The sequence below is a fragment of the Micromonospora sp. RB23 genome (assembly GCF_053585025.1).
Genome location: NZ_CM132111.1, coordinates 1762952 through 1780032, shown reverse-complemented (window position 1 = coordinate 1780032; position 17081 = coordinate 1762952). Strand labels below are relative to the sequence as shown.

17 protein-coding genes are annotated in these 17081 nt (G+C 73.3%); 8 read left to right on the top strand and 9 right to left on the bottom strand.

Going from position 1 to position 17081, the window contains the following annotated elements; all coding sequences use genetic code 11:
* Window position 1 precedes the first annotated feature (1 nt).
* The 3 genes from ACTFTM_RS08255 to rimP are packed head-to-tail and all read right to left on the bottom strand — an operon-like array spanning window position 2 to window position 2089.
* Window positions 2-334 (bottom strand): YlxR family protein, encoded by a 333-nt coding sequence (locus tag ACTFTM_RS08255; RefSeq protein WP_449565233.1) that lies wholly within the window; start codon window positions 332-334, stop codon window positions 2-4.
* A gap of 16 nt (window positions 335-350) precedes the next feature.
* On the bottom strand, window positions 351-1394 hold the full coding sequence (gene nusA, locus ACTFTM_RS08250; protein ID WP_449565232.1) for a transcription termination factor NusA: 1044 nt from the start codon (window positions 1392-1394) through the stop codon (window positions 351-353).
* Window positions 1391-2089, bottom strand: coding sequence for a ribosome maturation factor RimP (gene rimP / locus ACTFTM_RS08245; RefSeq protein WP_449565231.1), 699 nt, complete (start codon window positions 2087-2089; stop codon window positions 1391-1393). The genes nusA and rimP overlap by 4 nt, the downstream gene beginning before the upstream one ends.
* A gap of 153 nt (window positions 2090-2242) precedes the next feature.
* On the opposite strand from rimP, the gene ACTFTM_RS08240 reads away from it, so the two are divergent.
* The 7 genes from ACTFTM_RS08240 (at window position 2243) to ACTFTM_RS08210 (ending at window position 8818) form a co-directional block, all read left to right on the top strand.
* Window positions 2243-2770: a hypothetical protein gene (locus ACTFTM_RS08240; protein WP_449565230.1), complete on the top strand. Its 528-nt coding sequence runs from the start codon at window positions 2243-2245 to the stop codon at window positions 2768-2770.
* Window positions 2767-3204, top strand: a complete 438-nt coding sequence (locus ACTFTM_RS08235) for a ferritin-like domain-containing protein (protein WP_449565229.1) — start codon at window positions 2767-2769, stop codon at window positions 3202-3204. The genes ACTFTM_RS08240 and ACTFTM_RS08235 overlap by 4 nt, the downstream gene beginning before the upstream one ends.
* 52 nt (window positions 3205-3256) lie before the next feature.
* Window positions 3257-3859, top strand: coding sequence for a PadR family transcriptional regulator (locus tag ACTFTM_RS08230; RefSeq protein WP_449565228.1), 603 nt, complete (start codon window positions 3257-3259; stop codon window positions 3857-3859).
* The gene (locus ACTFTM_RS08225; RefSeq protein WP_449565227.1) at window positions 3856-4590 is read left to right on the top strand and encodes an ABC transporter ATP-binding protein; all 735 of its coding nucleotides are present in this window, start codon (window positions 3856-3858) and stop codon (window positions 4588-4590) included. Before ACTFTM_RS08230 ends, ACTFTM_RS08225 begins: the two co-directional genes overlap by 4 nt.
* The gene (locus ACTFTM_RS08220; protein WP_449565226.1) at window positions 4587-7379 is read left to right on the top strand and encodes an FtsX-like permease family protein; all 2793 of its coding nucleotides are present in this window, start codon (window positions 4587-4589) and stop codon (window positions 7377-7379) included. Before ACTFTM_RS08225 ends, ACTFTM_RS08220 begins: the two co-directional genes overlap by 4 nt.
* Window positions 7380-7451: 72 nt before the next feature.
* Entirely contained in the window at window positions 7452-7952 is a 501-nt protein-coding gene (locus ACTFTM_RS08215) for a nitroreductase/quinone reductase family protein (RefSeq protein WP_449565225.1), read from the top strand.
* A gap of 155 nt (window positions 7953-8107) precedes the next feature.
* Window positions 8108-8818, top strand: a complete 711-nt coding sequence (locus ACTFTM_RS08210) for a nucleotidyltransferase domain-containing protein (protein ID WP_449565224.1) — start codon at window positions 8108-8110, stop codon at window positions 8816-8818.
* A 7-nt stretch (window positions 8819-8825) separates the two neighbouring features.
* Here ACTFTM_RS08210 and ACTFTM_RS08205 read toward each other — a convergent pair whose 3' ends face one another.
* Both ACTFTM_RS08205 and map read right to left on the bottom strand, forming a co-directional pair.
* The gene (locus tag ACTFTM_RS08205) at window positions 8826-9539 is read right to left on the bottom strand and encodes a VIT1/CCC1 transporter family protein (RefSeq protein ID WP_449565223.1); all 714 of its coding nucleotides are present in this window, start codon (window positions 9537-9539) and stop codon (window positions 8826-8828) included.
* Window positions 9540-9712: 173 nt separating this feature from the next.
* Complete coding sequence (gene map / locus ACTFTM_RS08200; protein WP_449565222.1) at window positions 9713-10570, bottom strand: type I methionyl aminopeptidase; 858 nt, start codon at window positions 10568-10570, stop codon at window positions 9713-9715.
* A gap of 95 nt (window positions 10571-10665) precedes the next feature.
* Here map and ACTFTM_RS08195 point away from each other — a divergent pair, with 95 nt between their 5' ends.
* Window positions 10666-10980, top strand: coding sequence for an STAS domain-containing protein (locus ACTFTM_RS08195; RefSeq protein WP_449565220.1), 315 nt, complete (start codon window positions 10666-10668; stop codon window positions 10978-10980).
* 16 nt (window positions 10981-10996) lie between these two features.
* Here the strand turns inward: ACTFTM_RS08195 and ACTFTM_RS08190 are convergent, their stop codons facing one another.
* The 4 genes from ACTFTM_RS08190 to ACTFTM_RS08175 form a co-directional block, all read right to left on the bottom strand.
* Entirely contained in the window at window positions 10997-14656 is a 3660-nt protein-coding gene (locus tag ACTFTM_RS08190) for a SpoIIE family protein phosphatase (RefSeq protein WP_449565219.1), read from the bottom strand.
* Between the two features lie 193 nt (window positions 14657-14849).
* Complete coding sequence (locus ACTFTM_RS08185; RefSeq protein ID WP_449565218.1) at window positions 14850-15401, bottom strand: pyridoxamine 5'-phosphate oxidase family protein; 552 nt, start codon at window positions 15399-15401, stop codon at window positions 14850-14852.
* 47 nt (window positions 15402-15448) lie between these two features.
* Window positions 15449-16198, bottom strand: a complete 750-nt coding sequence (locus tag ACTFTM_RS08180; protein ID WP_449565217.1) for a gamma-glutamyl-gamma-aminobutyrate hydrolase family protein — start codon at window positions 16196-16198, stop codon at window positions 15449-15451.
* 115 nt (window positions 16199-16313) lie between these two features.
* Entirely contained in the window at window positions 16314-17081 is a 768-nt protein-coding gene (locus tag ACTFTM_RS08175; protein WP_449565216.1) for a 3-oxoacyl-ACP reductase, read from the bottom strand.

Below are 17081 nucleotides of genomic sequence, written 5' to 3'. Positions count from 1 at the left end.
CTCATGTCGGTCGTCCTACCCTGCTAGCGACCCTCGCCCGGTCGGGCTGACCGGACGTAGTGGTTGGCGCATCGACGTGCTCTGCCAGCACACCGTGGTCGAGGACCTCGGTGATCCGCAGCGCTCGCCCGAAGGCGCGGCGCCGCACCGCCAGCGCGAAGCAGGCCGGATCCGGGTGCATGTTCGCTCCCCGACCCGGCAGCCTGCGGCGCGGATCAGGCCGGAGGCTGTGACCAGCCTCGTCTCTGATCGCGACGATCCGCAGCAATTCGCTGGCCGGCGCACGCTTCCGGCAGCCCACACAGGTGCGCTCCGGCTGCGTGCGTCGTACCACTGGAAGAAGTCTACCCCTAGCTGCCCGAGATCGCGCCGCCCGGCTCCGGCACCTGATCCGCCGCCGCGCGCGCGGCGGGCGCGGTCTGCTCCGCGTCGGACCGGATGTCGATCCGCCAGCCGGTCAAGCGGGCAGCAAGGCGGGCATTCTGCCCCTCACGGCCGATCGCGAGCGAAAGCTGGAAGTCGGGGACGGTCACCCGGGCGGCCCGGCCAGCCAGGTCCACCACCTCGACCCGCAGCGCCTTGGCCGGCGACAACGCGTTCCCGACGAAGGTGGCCGGGTCGTCCGACCAGTCGATGATGTCGATCTTTTCGCCGTGCAGCTCGCTCATCACGGCCCGCACCCGCTGACCCATCGGGCCGATGCAGGCGCCCTTGGCGTTCACGCCGGGAGTGGTGGAGCGGACGGCGATCTTCGTACGGTGACCTGCCTCACGCGCGATCGCGCCGATCTCGACGGTGCCGTCGGCGATCTCCGGGACCTCCAGCGCGAACAGCTTCTTGACCAGCGCCGGGTGGGAGCGGGACAGGGTGATCTGCGGCCCGCGCATGCCCTTGGCCACGTGCACCACCACGCACCGGACGCGCTCCCCGTGCGCGTACCGCTCGCCGGGCACCTGCTCGGACTGCGGCAGGACGCCCTCGAGCTTGCCCAGGTCGACGCTGACGATGCCCTTCTCGGTACGCGTCTCGTGCGCCTGCACGACGCCGGTGACCAGGTCACCCTCGCGGCCCACGTACTCGCCGAAGTGCACCTCGTCGGTGGCCTCCCGCAGGCGCTGAAGGATCACCTGCTTGGCGGTCATGGCGGCGATCCGGCCGAAGTCGTGCGGGGTGTCGTCCCACTCCCGGACCAGCGAGCCGTCGTCGTCCATCTCCTGCGCGTACACCAGGGCCGCGCCGGACTTACGGTCGATCTCCACCCGGGCGTGCGGCTCGGCGCCGTCGGTGTGCCGGTAGGCGGTCAGCAACGCGGTCTCGATCGCCGCGAGGATCGTGTCGAACGGGATCTCCCGCTCGCGCTCGAGTGCGCGTAGCGCCGCGAGGTCGATGTTCACCTCTCCTCGTCCTCCACATCATCATCGTCGTCGATGTCGTCTGCATCGTCGTACTCGTCGGTCTCGTCCGCGTCGTCCAACTCGTCCGGCTCACCCAGCTCGGCGAGGCGGGTGAACTCGACCTGCACCCGGCCCGGGCCCAGCTGGGCGTACGCCCACCCGGCCTCGCCGCCGTCGGTCTCCAGCCGTACGCCCTCGTCGTCGGCCCCGAGCACCCGGCCGGTCACCTGACGGTCCCCGGAGGGCTGTTCGCCACGCTGACCGGGCAGCGCCGCGGCGCTCCGGACGGTGACCTTGACCAGTCGACCCACGTTGCGTCGCCAGTGCCGGGGCAGGGTGAGCGGCCGGTCGACGCCGGGCGAGCTGACCTCGAGCTGGTACTCCCCGGCGACGATGTCGCCGTCGGCCTCCTCGGCCGCGTCCAGCGCCTTCGAGACCGCGCGGGAGACGTCCGCGACGGCGTCCAGATCGATCCCGCCGTCCGCGTCCACGATCACCCGCACCACGTGTCGACGCCCGGCCCGGGAGACCGACAGGTCCTCCAGGTCGTAGCCGACGCCGTTGACCACCGGCTCGATCACTGCCCGCAACCGGGTACGCCGGGCCGCGAGATCACCGCCGCCGCGGGGACCGCCGGGGCCCGCGCCGTCGCGGGGTCGGCCCGTCGACCTGGTGGCACGGCCACGCTGCGTCATGTACGCACCCTTTCCCTGGTCGATCGGGACGTCGTCCCGCCATGCCGGCACGCCACCGGAGCGGACGCGCCGGCGGCTGCGCAGAGCGTAACGCGCCTGCCGGTTGGCGGACCGGGCGGCGCACCGACGCCGGTGACGCCCGGACCGGCCCCGATGGTGTTGACTTGCCCGGTGGGGATCGGCAGAACGACTCAGCGCGACCAACTATTCGGACATTCTCGGCGAAAGCTCCTGCGCGCCGGAGCCCTCCTGGCGCTCGGCGGCGCGGCGGCGCCGCTGACAGGCTGTGATCTTTTCGACCGCGACGACGAGCCGGCGCCGCCGCCGGACCCGCTGCGGTCGATGGTGGACGAGTCGCTGAGCCTCGCCGCGGCGTACCGGGCGAGCGCCGCCGCCCATCCGGACCTGGCCGGCCGCCTCAATCCCATCGCCGAGACGCACACCGCGCACGCCACCGAACTCGCCCGGATCGTCGGCATCACCCTGCCGTCCGCACCCGCCGTCGACCCGAACGCCACCGCCGCCGCCGAGCCGGCGGGCGCGCTCGCCGCCCTTCGCGCGCGGGAGAAGGCCGCCCAGCAGTCCGCCACCGCCGCCTGCGCCGCCGCGCCCGCCGCGCGCGCCGCGCTGCTCGGATCGATCGCCGCGGCACGGGCCACCCACCAGGAGGCACTGAAGTGAAGCAGCCCACCGCCGAGGAGGCCCTCGCCGCCGCGCTCACCGCCGAGTACGCGGCCATCTACGCGTACGGACGGATCGGTGTCCGACTCACCGGCGCGGTACGCGAGGCCGCCCACCAGGCGGAGGCCGCGCACCGACGTCGACGCGACGCGGTGGTGGTGCAGTTGAGCACCGGAGGGGGCACCGTTCCACCCGGCCGGGCCGGTTACGCGCTGCCGTTCCCGGTCACCAACCGGGCGAGCGCCCTGCGGCTGGCCATCGAGGTGGAGGAACGCACCGCGGCGCACTGGCGGGCCGCGTTGGCGTCCACCACCGGCGCCGACCGCGACCAGGCGCTGGCCGCCCTCGTCGAGTACGCCGTACGGGCCACCCGCTGGCGCAAGGCCGCCGGGGTGACCCCTTCGACTGTCCCATTTCCCGGCCGCCCGACCTGAACCGATCCGCCCCGGTTGCGGAGCCCATACCAGGTATGCATACTCCGTTGCCATGTCCATCCGTCACGGGCTGCTCGCCCTCCTCGAACGCGGCCAGATGTACGGCTACCAGCTGCGCGCCGCGTTCGAGGAGTCGACCGGCTCGACCTGGCCGCTGAACATCGGGCAGGTCTACACCACGCTGGCCCGGCTGGAACGGGACGGCCTGGTGCGCCCGCTGCCGGAGAGCGAGGCCGGCCAGCGCCCGTACGAGATCACCGACGCCGGCCGGGCGGACCTCGCGCTGTGGTTCGCCACCCCGATCAGCCGTACCGACCGGCCGCGCGACGAACTGGCGATCAAACTGGCCCTGGCGCTCACCACCCCCGGCGTGGACGTCCGCTCGGTGGTGCAGGCCCAGCGCAGCGCGACGATGCGTGCCCTGCAGGAGTTGACCCGGTTGAAGTACGGCAGCGACCGACCGGAGGACCTGCCGTGGCGGCTGGTCCTGGACTCGATGGTGTTCCAGGCCGAGGCCGAGGTGCGCTGGCTGGACCACTGCGAGAGCAGCCTGGTCCGGCACCAGCCCGGCGGCCCGTCGCCGCAGCCGCCCCGACCGGTGCCCGGTGCGGTGGCCGACGCGGCTCGGTGGGCCGATGAGGAGGCGCGACGGTGAACGACTCGGACGACGCGGTGCTCGATCTGCGCGCCGTCCACCGCACCCACGGAACCGGACCGGCGGCGGTGCACGCGCTGCGCGGCGTCAGCCTCGTCGTCCGGCCGGGCGAACTGGTCGCCGTGATGGGTCCGTCCGGTTCCGGGAAATCGACGCTGCTGGCCCTCGCGGGGGGACTGGACCGGCCGACCCGTGGTGACGTCCGGGTGGAGGGGCAGCCCCTCGGCGCGCTGGACCGCCGCGGGCTGGCGCAGCTGCGCCGACGCCGCATCGGCTACATCTTCCAGCACCTCAACCTGCTGGGCAGCCTGAGCGCGCTGGAGAACGTCGCGCTCCCGCTGGAACTCGACGGCGTCGGCGGTCGACGGGCCCGGGCGGCTGCCCTGGCCGCGCTGACCGAGGTGGGCCTACCGGCGCTGGGTGACCGCTTCCCCGACCAACTCTCCGGTGGCCAGCAGCAGCGGGTGGCCATCGCCCGCGCGCTGGTCGGCGAGCGACGGCTGGTGCTCGCCGACGAACCCACCGGGGCGCTCGACTCGCAGACCGGCGAGGCGGTGCTGCACCTGTTACGCCGCCGCATCGACGCGGGCGCCGCCGGCATCCTCGTCACCCACGAGGCGCGGCACGCCGGCTGGGCCGACCGGGTGGTGTTCCTGCGCGACGGCGTGCTGGTCGACACGACCGCGCCGCTGGGCAGCGTCGAGCAACTGCTCTCCGGCAGCGACCGTTGACCCTGCGTCGGTCGCCGGTGGAGTCCGGTCGCGTCGGCACCCCGAGCGGGCCGCCGCCGTCGCCGTCGGACGGGCGGCGACGGTTCGCCGAACTGACCGGCTCGTGGCGGGCGGCGCTGCGGATCGCCCGCCGGGAGTCCCGGCGGGCGCGGCGACGGACCGCCCTGGTGCTCGCGATGATCGCGCTTCCGGTGCTGGTGCTGGCCTTCCTGGCCGCGAGCTACGACATGGCCGAACTGACACCGCAGGAACAGCTCGACCGGCGGCTCGGCGTCGCCGACGCCGAACTGCGCTGGTTCGCCGACACCCCGGTCGTCCAGGACGAGTCGGGCGACACCTGGTATCCCCGTGACGGCGGCCGGTCGGCGTTGAGCCGTCCGACCACCGCCGCCGAGGTGACCGCGTTGCTCGGCCCCGGCAGCCGGGTCACCGAGATCCGCGCCGGGAGCCCCGTGACGGTGCGGGGTCCACGTGGCGACGAGACGCTCCAGGCATGGGTCCTCGACCTCACCGACCCGCTGGCCCGCGGCCTGGTTCGGTTCCGGTCGGGGCGGGCGCCGCAGCAACCCGGAGAGGTCGCGCTGAGTCCGACAGCACTGCGCCGGCTGGACGGACGCCTCGGTGAGGCGGTGCCCACCGCCGACCGGACCCGGACGTACACGGTGGTCGGTGTGGTCGAGTTCCCCGACGACCTCGGCCCGGTGATCGCGCTGCACCCGGCGGCCGTCGGCCGCGTCGACGGCCAGCCGGACAGTCGGTGGCTGATCGACGTCCCTGACAGCGTCGACGCGGCGATGGTCGCCCGGCTCAACGAACGCGGAGTGGTGGTGGCGCCTCGTCACGTGCCCGCTTCGACGACGCCGTCCCGGAGCTTCATCGGGTACGTCGGCCCCGCCGACACCAACGACCTGAGCACGATGGTGCTGATCGCCGGGCTGGGTTTGCTGGAGGTGGTGCTCCTGGTCGGGCCGGCGTTCGCGGTGGGGGTACGCCGTCGCCGCCGGGACCTGGCGCTGGTGGCGGTGGCCGGCGGGGACGCTGCCCACCTGCGTCGGGTGGTGCTCGCCGACGGGGTGGTACTGGGCGTGTTGGGCGCCGCGGCCGGGCTGCTGCTCGGTGTCGGAGCGGCGTTCGCCGGTCGTCCCCTCATGGAGCAGTACGTCTTCGGCACCCGCTTCGGCGGGTACCGGTGCTGGCCCCTGGCCCTGGTCGTGCTCGGCGGCGTCGCGGTGCTGGCCGGGGTGCTGGCGGCGTCCGCGCCGGCCTGGACGGCGGCCCGGCAGGACGTCATGGCCGGGCTCGCCGGTCGACGAACCCCTCCCCCGCCCCGTGCCCGGGCGCTCGTCAGCGGGTTGGTGCTGGTCGTCGGCGGGGCGGCGCTCGCGGCGTTCGGAGCGACCCGGACGTCGCCGGCGGTGATCCTGGCCGGCCTGATCCTCGGCGAGCTGGGCCTGGTCTGCTGCACACCCACCCTCATCGGCGGGCTCGCCCGGCTCGGTCGCGTGCTGCCGCCGGCACCCCGGATCGCGTTGCGCGACGCGAGCCGGAACCGGGCCGCCGCAGCGCCGGCCATCTGCGCCGTGATGGCGGCGGTGGCCGGCAGCGTCGCGCTCGGCGGCTACCTGGCCAGCGACGCGGTCCGCGACGCCCGTACCTATCAACCGCTGCTGCCCACCGGTCACGTCCTGGTCAATCGCGATGACCCGGCCCTGCGGCCGGAACCGACGTTGGAGCAGGTCAGCGCCGCCGCCCGGAAACACCTCGGCGCAAGCGCCGCCGCCCTGGTGCAGGCCACGGCCTGCCCGTCGGTCGACGGCCCGGCCAGCTACTGCTCCGTCGTACCGGAACTCCCGCCGGATCGTGCCTGCCCCTTCCAGCCCGGGGACAGCCTGTCGGCGACCCAACGTCGGCAGGCGCGGGCCGACCCGCGCTGCCGGGACCGCACGGCGGACGCCTTCGGGAGCTACGTGCAGACGCTCGTGGACGACGGCAGCGCGCTGCCGCTGCTCACCGGCGCCGACCCGGCGGCGACCACCGCCGCCACCGCCGTGCTGCACGCCGGGGGCGTGGTGGTGACCGATCCGCGCTACCTGCACGACGGTCTGGTGACCGTGCAGGTGAGCGAGGTCCGGGCCGGCCGGGACGAGGCGACCACCACGCGACGGGACCTGCCCGGGTACGCCCTGGCGCCGGCGAACGGCCAGCCTCGCCTCCTGCTGTCCGCGACGGCGGCCCGGCAGCTCGCCCTGAAGCCGGTTTCGAACGGTTGGGTGATCGACACCCCGACGCCGCCCAGCCAACGTGGTCTGGACGAGTTCACCGCCGACCTGCGGGCCTTCGGAGGTTTCTCCTTCCAGGTGGAGCAGGGCGCCGCCCCCCGCGACGATTCGCCGCTGCTGTTGCTGCTCGCGGCGGCGGCCGGAGTGATCACGGTGGGCGCGGCCGGGATCGCCACGGCGCTCGCCGCCGCCGAGGGCCGCGGGGAGTTGTCCACGCTCGCGGCGGTCGGCGCGGCTCCGGCCGTACGCCGGCTGCTGGCGATCTGTCAGGCCGGGGTGATCGCGGGTCTCGGTTCGGCGCTCGGCATCGTGGCCGGTCTCGGCACCGCGGCGATCGTGCTGTTCTCGGCCAACCGGGAGTACGCCACGGTCTGGCCGGCGCTGGAGCCGTACCCGTACCTGGTGCCGTGGCCGGCCCTGGGCGTCCTGGTGCTGGTGCCGATGGTGGCGATGCTCGGCGCGGGCCTCTTCACGCGGGCCCAGCTGCCGATCGAGCGTCGCCTGGACTGAGGTCGCCACCACACCCGGAACCGGGCCGTCCGGGGGTGCCGCCGGGGCGGGGCAACCGGCAGACTGATCCGCGTGTCAGCGCTCGCTACCCTCACCCGCCGACTCGGCCACCACCGTTGGTTCGGGACCGCCGCCCGCCTGCTGGTACCCGCCGACCGGATCGTCGGCCGGCTCACCCGCGGACGGGTGGTCGCGCTCGGTCTGCTGCCGTCTCTGGTGATCACCACGACCGGCCGCCGGTCCGGCAAACCGCGCAGCAACCCTCTGCTCTACGTGCCCGACGGCGACGCGTACGTGGTGATCGGTTCCAACTGGGGGCAGACCCACCAGCCCGGTTGGGCGATGAACCTGCTCGCCGACCCGGCGGCCGAGGTGGACGTGAAGGGCCGCCGGTTGGCGGTGCGGGCCGAGCCGGCGTCCGGGGCCGAGCGGGACCGGCTGTGGGAGCTGCTCGTCGCCCAGTGGCCGGCGTACCGCACCTACGTCGAGCGGGCCGGAGGTCGCGAGATCCGCATCTTCCGGCTGGTGCCGACCGGGCGCGGCGGACCGGCCAGCCCGCCGTCGGCTGGCTAGGCTGACGCCAGTCGCCCCAGGGGGAGGTTGTGGACCCGTGAGCGCGAGGAGTGAGCCGGTCCTGCGAGCCCCGCAGTCGCGAACAGAGATTGAACCGTGAGCGCGAGGAGTGAGCCGGTCCTGCGAGCCCCGCAGTCGCGAACAGAGATTGAGCCGTGAGTGCGATAGGTGACGACCGGCGGTGGCCGGTGGCGGAGCGGGTGGCCGAGGCGATCCAGCGGCGTTTCCCGGCCGACGTGCTCGCGATCGCGGTCCACGGCCCGCTCGCGCACGGCGACGACGACGGTGGCGGGGACGGCGAGGTGGGGATGCTGGTGGTCACCTACCGGCCGGGTGGCGGGCCGCCGCCGGCGACCCGACGGGTGGACGGCGTGCTGGTCGACCTGACCGTCGCCGCCGCCGACGACTACCTCGGGCAGGCCCGGGTGCTCTCTCCGCTGTGGCCGCTGACGGCCGACCGGTACGTCACCACCCAGTCGCTGTTCGACCCGACGAACTGGCTGCGGACGTTACGGGACGAGCACCTCGGCCGGCTCGCCCGGGCCCGACCGGCGGAGTTCAGCACCGCGGCACGGCAGGCCTGGTACCGGGGCAGCGCCGCGCACGCGCGGGCAGCCCGCCTGGCCGAGTGGTACGAGACCGACCAGGCGCTGCTGATGCTCGGTGAGGCGCGGTTGGCCGCGGCGACCGTGACCGGCCTGCTCGGCCGCACCTATTTCCGTGATCCGGGTGACGCGGTGCGGCGTACGGGTCTGGCCGGCGCGGACATGACCGAGGTCGGTGCGGTGCTGGCCCGGCAGGCGGAGGAACTGGCGGCGCGTGGCCGCCCGGTGGACGGCACGATCGACGATCTGCTCGGCGGTTGACGGGGCGTCACAGTCCGCCCTGCACCCCGATCAGCGAGCCGATGAGGTAGGTGGCCCCGGCCGCCGCCGCGCCCAGCACGAGTTGACGCAGGCCGCTGGTCCACCACGGGCGGTTGGTGAACCGGGCCACCACCGCGCCGGCGGCGAACAGTCCGAGTCCGCCGACGGCGAGCGCCATCCAGAGTGCGGTGGCGCCCAACAGGTACGGCAGCAGGGGGATCAGCGCCCCGAGGGAGAAGAAGACGAACGAGGAGATCGCCGCCGCCCACGGGCTCGGCTGGTCGTCCGGGTCGACGCCCAACTCCTCGCGGACGTGCACCCGCAGCGCTTCCTCCGGATCGCGCCGTACCGCCTCGGCGACCTGGGTGGCGAGGTCGCGGGGCAGCCCTCGGGCGACCCAGGCGTCGGCCAGCTCGCGGGCCTCCGCCTCGGGGTGCCGCTCCAGCTCGCGCCGCTCCTTGGCGACCTCGGCGGCGACCTGCTCGTTGGCCGAGCGCACGCTCGTGTACTCGCCGAGCCCCATCGAGATCGCGCCGGCCACCAGGCCGGCGGTGCCGGTCAGCACGATGTTGTGCGGCGAGACGCCACCGCCGCCGACGCCGGCGATGAGGGCGATGTTGGTGACCAGGCCGTCCATCGCGCCGAAGACGGCGGGACGCAGCCAGCCGCCGGAGACGTCCGCGTGGTGCGCCTCGCGCAGGGCGGCGGGAGTGTCGGTCACGGCGCATGCCCTTCGTTCGCGACTGCGGGACTCCGCTTCGCTGCGTTCCTCGCGCTCACAGCGCATGCCCTTCAATCGCGACTGCGGGACTCCGCTTCGCTGCGTTCCTCGCGCTCACAGCGCATGCCCTTCGTTCGCGACTGCGGGACTCCGCTTCGCTGCGTTCCTCGCGCTCACGGAAGCGTCAGGATCTCGTGGCCGTCGTCGGTGACGACGATGGTGTGCTCGAACTGGGCGGTCCACCTGCGGTCCTTGGTGACCACGGTCCATCCGTCGTCCCACATGTCGTACTGGTAGGTGCCGAGGGTGATCATCGGCTCGATGGTGAAGGTCATCCCCGGCTCCATGACGTCCGTCGGCCGAGGGCTGTCGTAGTGCGGCACGTAGAGACCGCTGTGGAAGGTCTCGCCGATGCCGTGGCCGGTGAAGTCACGGACCACGCCGTAGCCGAACCGCTTGGCGTACGACTCGATGACGCGGCCCACCACGTTGATCTGGCGGCCCGGCGCCACCGCGCGGATGCCGCGCATCATCGCCTCGTGGGTGCGCTCGACGAGGAGCCGGACCTCCTCGTCGACCTCGCCGACGCAGAAGGTGGCGTCGGTGTCACCGTGCACACCGCCGATGTACGCGGTCACGTCGACGTTGATGATGTCGCCGTCGGTCAGGACCGTGGAGTCCGGGATGCCATGGCAGATGACCTCGTTGAGGCTGGTGCAGCAGGACTTGGGGTAGCCCCGGTAGCCGAGCGTCGACGGGTACGCGTCGTGGTCGCAGAGGAACTCGTGCACCACGCGGTCGATCTCGTCGGTGGTGACGCCGGGCTTGCAGTGCTCGCCGGCGAGCTGGGTCGCCTGGGCGGCGAGCCGGCTGGCGATCCGCATCTTCTCGATGGTCTCCGGCGTCTGCACGTGCGAGCCGCGCCACGGCTGCGGGCTCTTCTTACCCACGTACTCCGGGCGGGGAATGTGAGCGGGCACCGGTCGCGTCGGGGAGAGCGTGCCTGGGGTCAGCGGCGCACGGACGGTCATGCGGCAAGCCTATCGCCGGGCGAGCCGGTGACCCGCGCCACGGCCGGTCGGGACCGGTTGTTGCCCTGCCAGGTCGGCTGTGCCATCGTGTCTGCGTGGATCAAGGGGGAGCACCACCCGTCTTCTCCGCCCGCGCGGAGATCGACGGAGAGCACCTCCACGTGGTGGTGGCCGGTGAGGTCGACATGGCGACGGCCGACACGATGCTGCAGACCGCCCTGCGCGAGCCCGCCAGCCGGCTCACCCTCGACCTGCGGGCGGTGACCTTCTTCGACTCGGCGGCCATCCACGCGGTCGTCCGGCTCGCCCAGCAGTTCTCCGGCACACTCACCGTGCTGCCGTCCCGGCAGGTGCGCCGTGTGCTGGAGATCTCCGGCCTGGGCGACCAGCCCTGGCTCGACCAGGTCTGAGCCGCGCAGCCCGTCGTCAGCTCTGCAACTGCCGGCGCAGCGTCACCTCGGTGCCGCCGTCGGTACGCCGCACCATCAGGTCACCCAACGCCTTGATCAGCGACAGTCCGCGCCCCCGGAAGCCGGAGTCGGTGGACTCCCGCCACTGCCCGGTGTCCCGCACGGTGGCGATCACGGTCCGGTCCTCGATGGCCACCTCCACGGTGATCACCGCCTCGGCGGGGTGGACGGGGTGTTCGATGGCGTTCGCGGCGGCCTCCGAGACCGCCACGGTCAGGTCGAACAGGTCCGTCTCGCCGACGTTGTGCGCGACCAGGAAGTCCTCGAGGCGCTTGCGGAGCACGCTCAGCCGGGTCGGGTCGGCCGGCAGCCGCAACGCGAACCGGTTCAGCTCCGCCGCCTCCACGGCGAGCACCGCCACGTCGTCGCGGCGGGGTCGCCCGGCCACCCGCGCGACCACCGTGTCGACCAGATCCGCCACGTGCTGGCCCGGGGCGGCGGCGTCGACCCGCAACTGTGCCAGTGCGGCGTCGATGCCGAGCTGACGGTCCTCGATCAGCCCGTCGGTGTACAGCAGCAGCCGGCTGCCCGCGGGCAGCTCACCCTCGACGGTCCGGTAGGTGGCGCCGGGGATGGCGCCGACCGGCGGGCCGAGCGCACGGTCGTGCAGGAACGCCACGTCGTCTCCTCGGATCAGCAGGGGGGACGGGTGGCCGGCGCTGGCATAGCGCAGGCGACCGGTACGGGGGTTGAACAGCAGGCAGACCACCGTCGCGAACGACGACTCCTCGGTGGACACGACCAGCCGGTTGAGCCGGGTCAGCGACTCGCCCGGGTCGAAGCCCTCCAGCAGGTACGCCCGCAGCGCGTTGCGTAGCTGGCCCATGGCCGCGGCGGCCTGGACACCCTTGCCGACCACGTCACCGATGACCAGCATCAGGTTGTCGCCGTCGAGCGCGAACGCGTCGTACCAGTCCCCACCGACCTCGACGTCGGCGCTGCCCGGCAGGTAGCGGCTCGCGACGACCGCGCCCGGCAGCTGCGGCAGCGACCTCGGCAACAGACTGTGCTGCAACGTGGTGGCGATGTGGTGTTCGGCCTCGTAGAGCTGGGCGTTCTCCAGTCGGACGCCGACCAGCCGGGCCAGTTGGGTGAGCGCGGCCTCGTCGGCCTTCGCGTCGTCGTCGGCGGCCCGCCAGACCCGCAGCTCGCCGAGCTGTTCGCGGCTGGTCCCGGTCAGCGGGGCCACGAAGGTCGGGTCGGCGGCGCTGTCACCGCCGCCGTCGGCCTCGAACCGGGCGCCGGACGCGCTGACCACGACCCGGGCCGCCTCGGCGAGGCTGAGCGCGTGCCGGGCGGCGACCTGGAGCACGTCGCCGGTGGACCGGGCCGTGTTGACCGCCACCGCCGCGTCGGCCAGCGCCCGCAGACGACGGATGATCTGGCCGCGTAGCTGGCCCAGCTCGACGTTGGCCCGTACCCGGGCGATCAGCTCCTGCCCCGAGAACGGCTTGGTCAGGTAGTCGTCGGCGCCGACCGCGAGGCCGGCGACCGCCTCCGCGGAGCCGGCGCGGGCGGAGAGCAGCACGATCGGCACATCACGGGTACGGGGGTCCGCGCGCAGGGCGCTGACCAGACCGAACCCGTCCAACCGGGGCATCATCACGTCGCTGAGCACGAGGTCGAACCCGCCCTCACGGGCCAGCGTCAGGGCCGCCAGACCGTCGCTGGCGGTGACCACCTCCCAGGTCGGCGCGAGCAACCGGGTGACGTGCTCACGCAGGTCGGCGTTGTCATCGACGACCAGGATCCGGCCACTCGGGGTGCCTTCGGTCGGCTGCTGGCCGGCCTCCCCGGTGGCATCCCCGGCGGCCCACAGGGCGGTCTCGGCGACGAAGAGCCGGGCCTGCTCGGGCTCGCCCGTCGGCAGGGGGGCGAAGGGGACCACCCGGTCGGCGGGCAGGTGCTTCGAGGAGAACGGGACGGTCACCGTGAAGGTGCTGCCCTCGTCGACCCGGCTGGTCAGCCCGACCGTACCGCCGTGCATCTCGACCAGCTCGCGGACCAGCGCCAGCCCGATACCGGTGCCCTCGTGGGTGCGGGCGCGCGCCCCGGGCACCCGGTGGAACCGTTCGAAGACGTGCGGCAGTTCGTTGGGGACGATGCCGACGCCGGTGTCGGCGACATCCAGTCGGGCCACGTCGCCGTCGGCCCGGACGCGCACGCGGATCTCGCCGTCGAAGGTGAACTTCAGGGCGTTCGACACCAGGTTGAGGACGATCTTCTCCCACATGTCCCGATCGACGAAGACCGGCGCGGGCAGCGGCGGGCAGTCCACGACCAGTCGCAGGCCGGCACGCTCGGTGGCCGAGCGGAAGGTGCTGGCCAGTCGGGCGGTGTAGCCGGCCAGGTCGGTGGGCTGGTAGCGGGCCGCGAGCCGGCCGGATTCCAGCCGGGAGAAGTCGAGCACGGTGTTGACCAGCTTGAGCAGCCGCAACGCGTTGCGGTGCATCGTGACAAACCGGTCGGTGTACGCGGCGGGAAGTTCCGGGTCGGCCAGCATGTCCTCCAGCGGGCCGAGCACCAGCGTCAACGGGGTACGGAACTCGTGGCTGACGTTGGCGAAGAAGTTGGTCTTCGCCCGGTCCAGCGCGGCCAGCTCGGCGGCCCGGGCGCGCTCCTGTTCGTACGCCCGCTGGGTGCCGACCGCCCGGGAGACCTGCGCGGCCACGAGGTCGAGGAAGTCCCGGTACTCGTCGCCGAGCGGCAGCAGGCGGGCCACGCCGACGACCAGCGCGCCGACCGTCTCGTTGGTGGCCTTCACGGGCAGCACGAGCGCCACGTCGGCGGCGTCGGCCGGTCGCTGCGCGACGACGTCGCGCACCTGCACGGTGACGGAGGCGCCGTCGGTGACCAGTTCGGCGAACGTCTCCGGCGGAGCGGCCACCGCCGCCGGATCGACGCCGCTGGACCCGGTCAGCCGGAACTCGCCGGTGTCGTCGGCGAGGTAGACCAGCGCGAAGGGCACGTCGGCGGAGTGTCGGCCGAGCACGTCGGCGGCGGTGCGGCCCAGCTCGCCCGCGCTGGTCACGTCGGCCAGCTCGGTGCCCAGTTCGGACAACGCCCGCAGTCGGCGTTCACCGACCACCCGGCCGGTGGTCTCGTTCACGATGCAGTAGACGCCGCTGACCGAACCGTCGGCGTCCCGGATCGGGTCGTACGAGACGTCGAAGTAGGTCTGCTCGACGAAGCCGGACCGGTCCAGCAGGAAGGGGTGGTCCGCGCCACGGTAGGAGAGCCCGGTCTGGCGGACGCCGTCGAGCAGCGGGCCGAGCACGTCCCACGTCTCGGCCCAGTGGTGTCGGGCCGGTTGGCCGAGCACGTGCGGGTGCTTGCTGCCGATGGTCGGCCGGTACGCGTCGTTGTAGAAGGCGAGCTTGTCGTCGCCCCAGAACATGACGATCTGCGCGCTGGAGGAGAGCATCATGCTGACGGCGCTGGCCAGCGCGGTCGGCCAGTGTGCCGGGCCGCCCAGTGGCGCGGTGGACCAGTCGAAGGCGCGGAGGCGTTCGCCCAGCTCACCGCCGTTGGAGAAGGCGGCGGCCAACAGTGGGGGGATCTCCTGGCCGTCGGCGAACGGACGCCCCGCGTCCGCGCCCCCCTGGGCCGAGCTCATGCAGCCTCCCCGCCTCGGCCGTACCCCGCAGCCGTTGATCTTCAAGCGCCGTGCTCCGACTTGTACCCCGGCGGACCAGCAACGTAACGCATGACGCCCCGGGGACGCTGGTTAGCTGCGCTCCGGTCGTCGGCGACCTGACAACAGGGGACGGACGCTGCCCGCCGCCGAGGGCTCGGAGGGCTCTGAGCACTCAGAAAACAGGCAGGCCGTCGATGCTCGCGGCGTTCTTGGTGGCGCGATAGGTCACCAGATCATCGGCCGTGCGACGGGAGTGTGAGGTGAGTAACAGGTCGCGCTCCGCGCGGTAGTCCATCAACGGCACCGCGTAGCCGCAGGAGTCGCTGACCCGCTCCACGTCGACGACGATGACGGCCCGTACGGCGTGCACGTCCGGCGGCGCGGGAAACTCGGCGAGCCGTTCGGCGAAGGTCGCCTCGGTCACCGCCACGCTCCGGCCCCTGCCGTGCAGACGCACGATCTTCGGCGGCCCGTCGAAGGCGCAGAACATCAGGGTGATGCGGCCGTTGTCCCGCAGGTGGGCGATGGTCTCCGCACCGCTGCCGTGGTAGTCGAGGTAGGCCACCCGGTGTGGGCCGAGCACCACGAACGTGCCCGCCATGCCCTTCGGCGAGACATTGACGTGCCCCTCGGGACCGGACGGCGCGGTGGCCACGAAGAAGACCGGCTGGGCCGCGATGAACTCCCGCAGCCGACCGTCGATCTCCGGATAGACCTTGCCCATGCGTCGATCCTCCCACCGTGCGGGCCACCCGACGCGGGCGACCTGCGTCACAGCACGGGTGACTCGCCGACGCGTACCCCCTCGTCGTGATCACCCACCGGCGGGCCGGACCGCCGGGCGGCCCGGACCAGCGCGGTGATCGGCAATGGGTCCGGCTCGTTTTCCGGGTGCCACTGCACGCCGAGCACGAACGCGCGGTCCGGATCCTCCACGGCCTCGATCACGCCGTCGGCCGCCCAGCCGGTCACCGCGAGCCGGCCCGGGGTGGCCACCGCCTGGTGGTGGTACGAGTTGACCTGCTGGACCCCGACCAGGGTCCGTGCCGCGAGGCTGCCCGGCGCGAACCGCACCGGATGGGTGCCGTAAACGCCCGGTGCCGGCCGGTGCGCCTCGGAGCCGAGCACGTCCGGCAGGTGCTGGTGCAGGGTGCCGCCGTAGGCGACGGCGAGGAGCTGCATGCCCCGGCAGACGCCGAGCACGGGCAGATCGGCGGCGAGGGCGGCCTCCAGCAGCGTCAACTCACCGGCGTCCCGGTCCGGCCGGTCCTCGGTCCGCGGGTGCGGCTGCTGGCCGTACCGCCCCGGGCCCACATCGGCGCCCCCGGCCAGCAGCAGCCCGTCGAGGACCGCCAGCACGTCGGCGTCGACGTCGTCCGGAGGCAGCACCACCGCCCGGCCACCGGCGACCATCACCGCCCGCACGTACGCCTCGGGCACCAGGACCGCCCGCACACCACGCCACACGGCCCAGTCGGCGGGCTCGACGTACGCGCTGATCCCGATCAGGGGCCGCCTCACCGCACCGGCACCGTTCGCGACTGCGGGGCTCGCAAACCCGGCTCACTCCTCGCGCTCACAGAGCCTGCTGGGGTTCGCGACTGCGGGGCTCGCAAACCCGGCTCACTCCTCGCGCTCACAGGGGCGTCACGTACGCGCCCGTGATGCCGCCGTCGACCACGAACTGCGCGGCGGTCATGAACGAGGCGTCGTCGCTGGCCAGGAAGGCCACCGCGGCGGCGATCTCCTCCGGCTGCCCGAAGCGACCCATCGGCACGTGCACCAGCCGGCGGGCGGCCCGCTCCGGATCGGCGGCGAACAGCTCCAGCAGCAGCGGGGTGGCCACCGGGCCGGGACAGAGCGCGTTGACCCGGATCCCCTCCCGGGCGAACTGCACACCCAGCTCGCGGGTCATCGCCAACACCCCGCCCTTGCTCGCGGTGTACGCGATCTGCGACGTCGCCGCGCCCATCAACGCCACGAAGGAGGCCGTGTTGATGATCGACCCCTTGCCCTGCCGCCGCATGTGCGGGATCGCGTACTTGCAGCACAGGTAGACGCTCGTGGTGTTGACCCGCAGCACCCGCTCCCAGGCGTCCAGGCCGGTCTCCAGGATGGAGTCGTCGTCCGGCGGGGAGATGCCGGCGTTGTTGAACGCGATGTCCACCCGGCCGTGCCGGTCGGCCACGCCGTCGAACAGGTCACGGACCGCCGACTCGTCGGCCACGTCGGTGGCCACGAACTCGCCGCCGCACTCCTGCGCGGCCCGCGTGCCGGCCTCCGCGTCGATGTCCACGCAGACCACCCGGGCCCCCTCGGCGGCGAACCGCCGTACGGTGGCCAACCCGATGCCGCTGCCCGCTCCGGTGACCACGGCCACCCGGTCCTGCAACCGACCCTGCAC

Excerpts from the sequence above, each read along its gene's own strand:
- rimP (WP_449565231.1), bottom strand. The coding sequence starts at position 2,089 with ATGACGCAGCGTGGCCGTGCCACCAGGTCGACGGGCCGACCCCGCGAC.
- ACTFTM_RS08240 (WP_449565230.1), top strand. The coding sequence starts at position 2,243 with ATGGTGTTGACTTGCCCGGTGGGGATCGGCAGAACGACTCAGCGCGAC.
- ACTFTM_RS08230 (WP_449565228.1), top strand. The coding sequence starts at position 3,257 with ATGTCCATCCGTCACGGGCTGCTCGCCCTCCTCGAACGCGGCCAGATG.
- map (WP_449565222.1), bottom strand. The coding sequence starts at position 10,570 with ATGACCGTCCGTGCGCCGCTGACCCCAGGCACGCTCTCCCCGACGCGA.
- ACTFTM_RS08190 (WP_449565219.1), bottom strand. The coding sequence starts at position 14,656 with ATGAGCTCGGCCCAGGGGGGCGCGGACGCGGGGCGTCCGTTCGCCGAC.
- ACTFTM_RS08185 (WP_449565218.1), bottom strand. The coding sequence starts at position 15,401 with ATGGGCAAGGTCTATCCGGAGATCGACGGTCGGCTGCGGGAGTTCATC.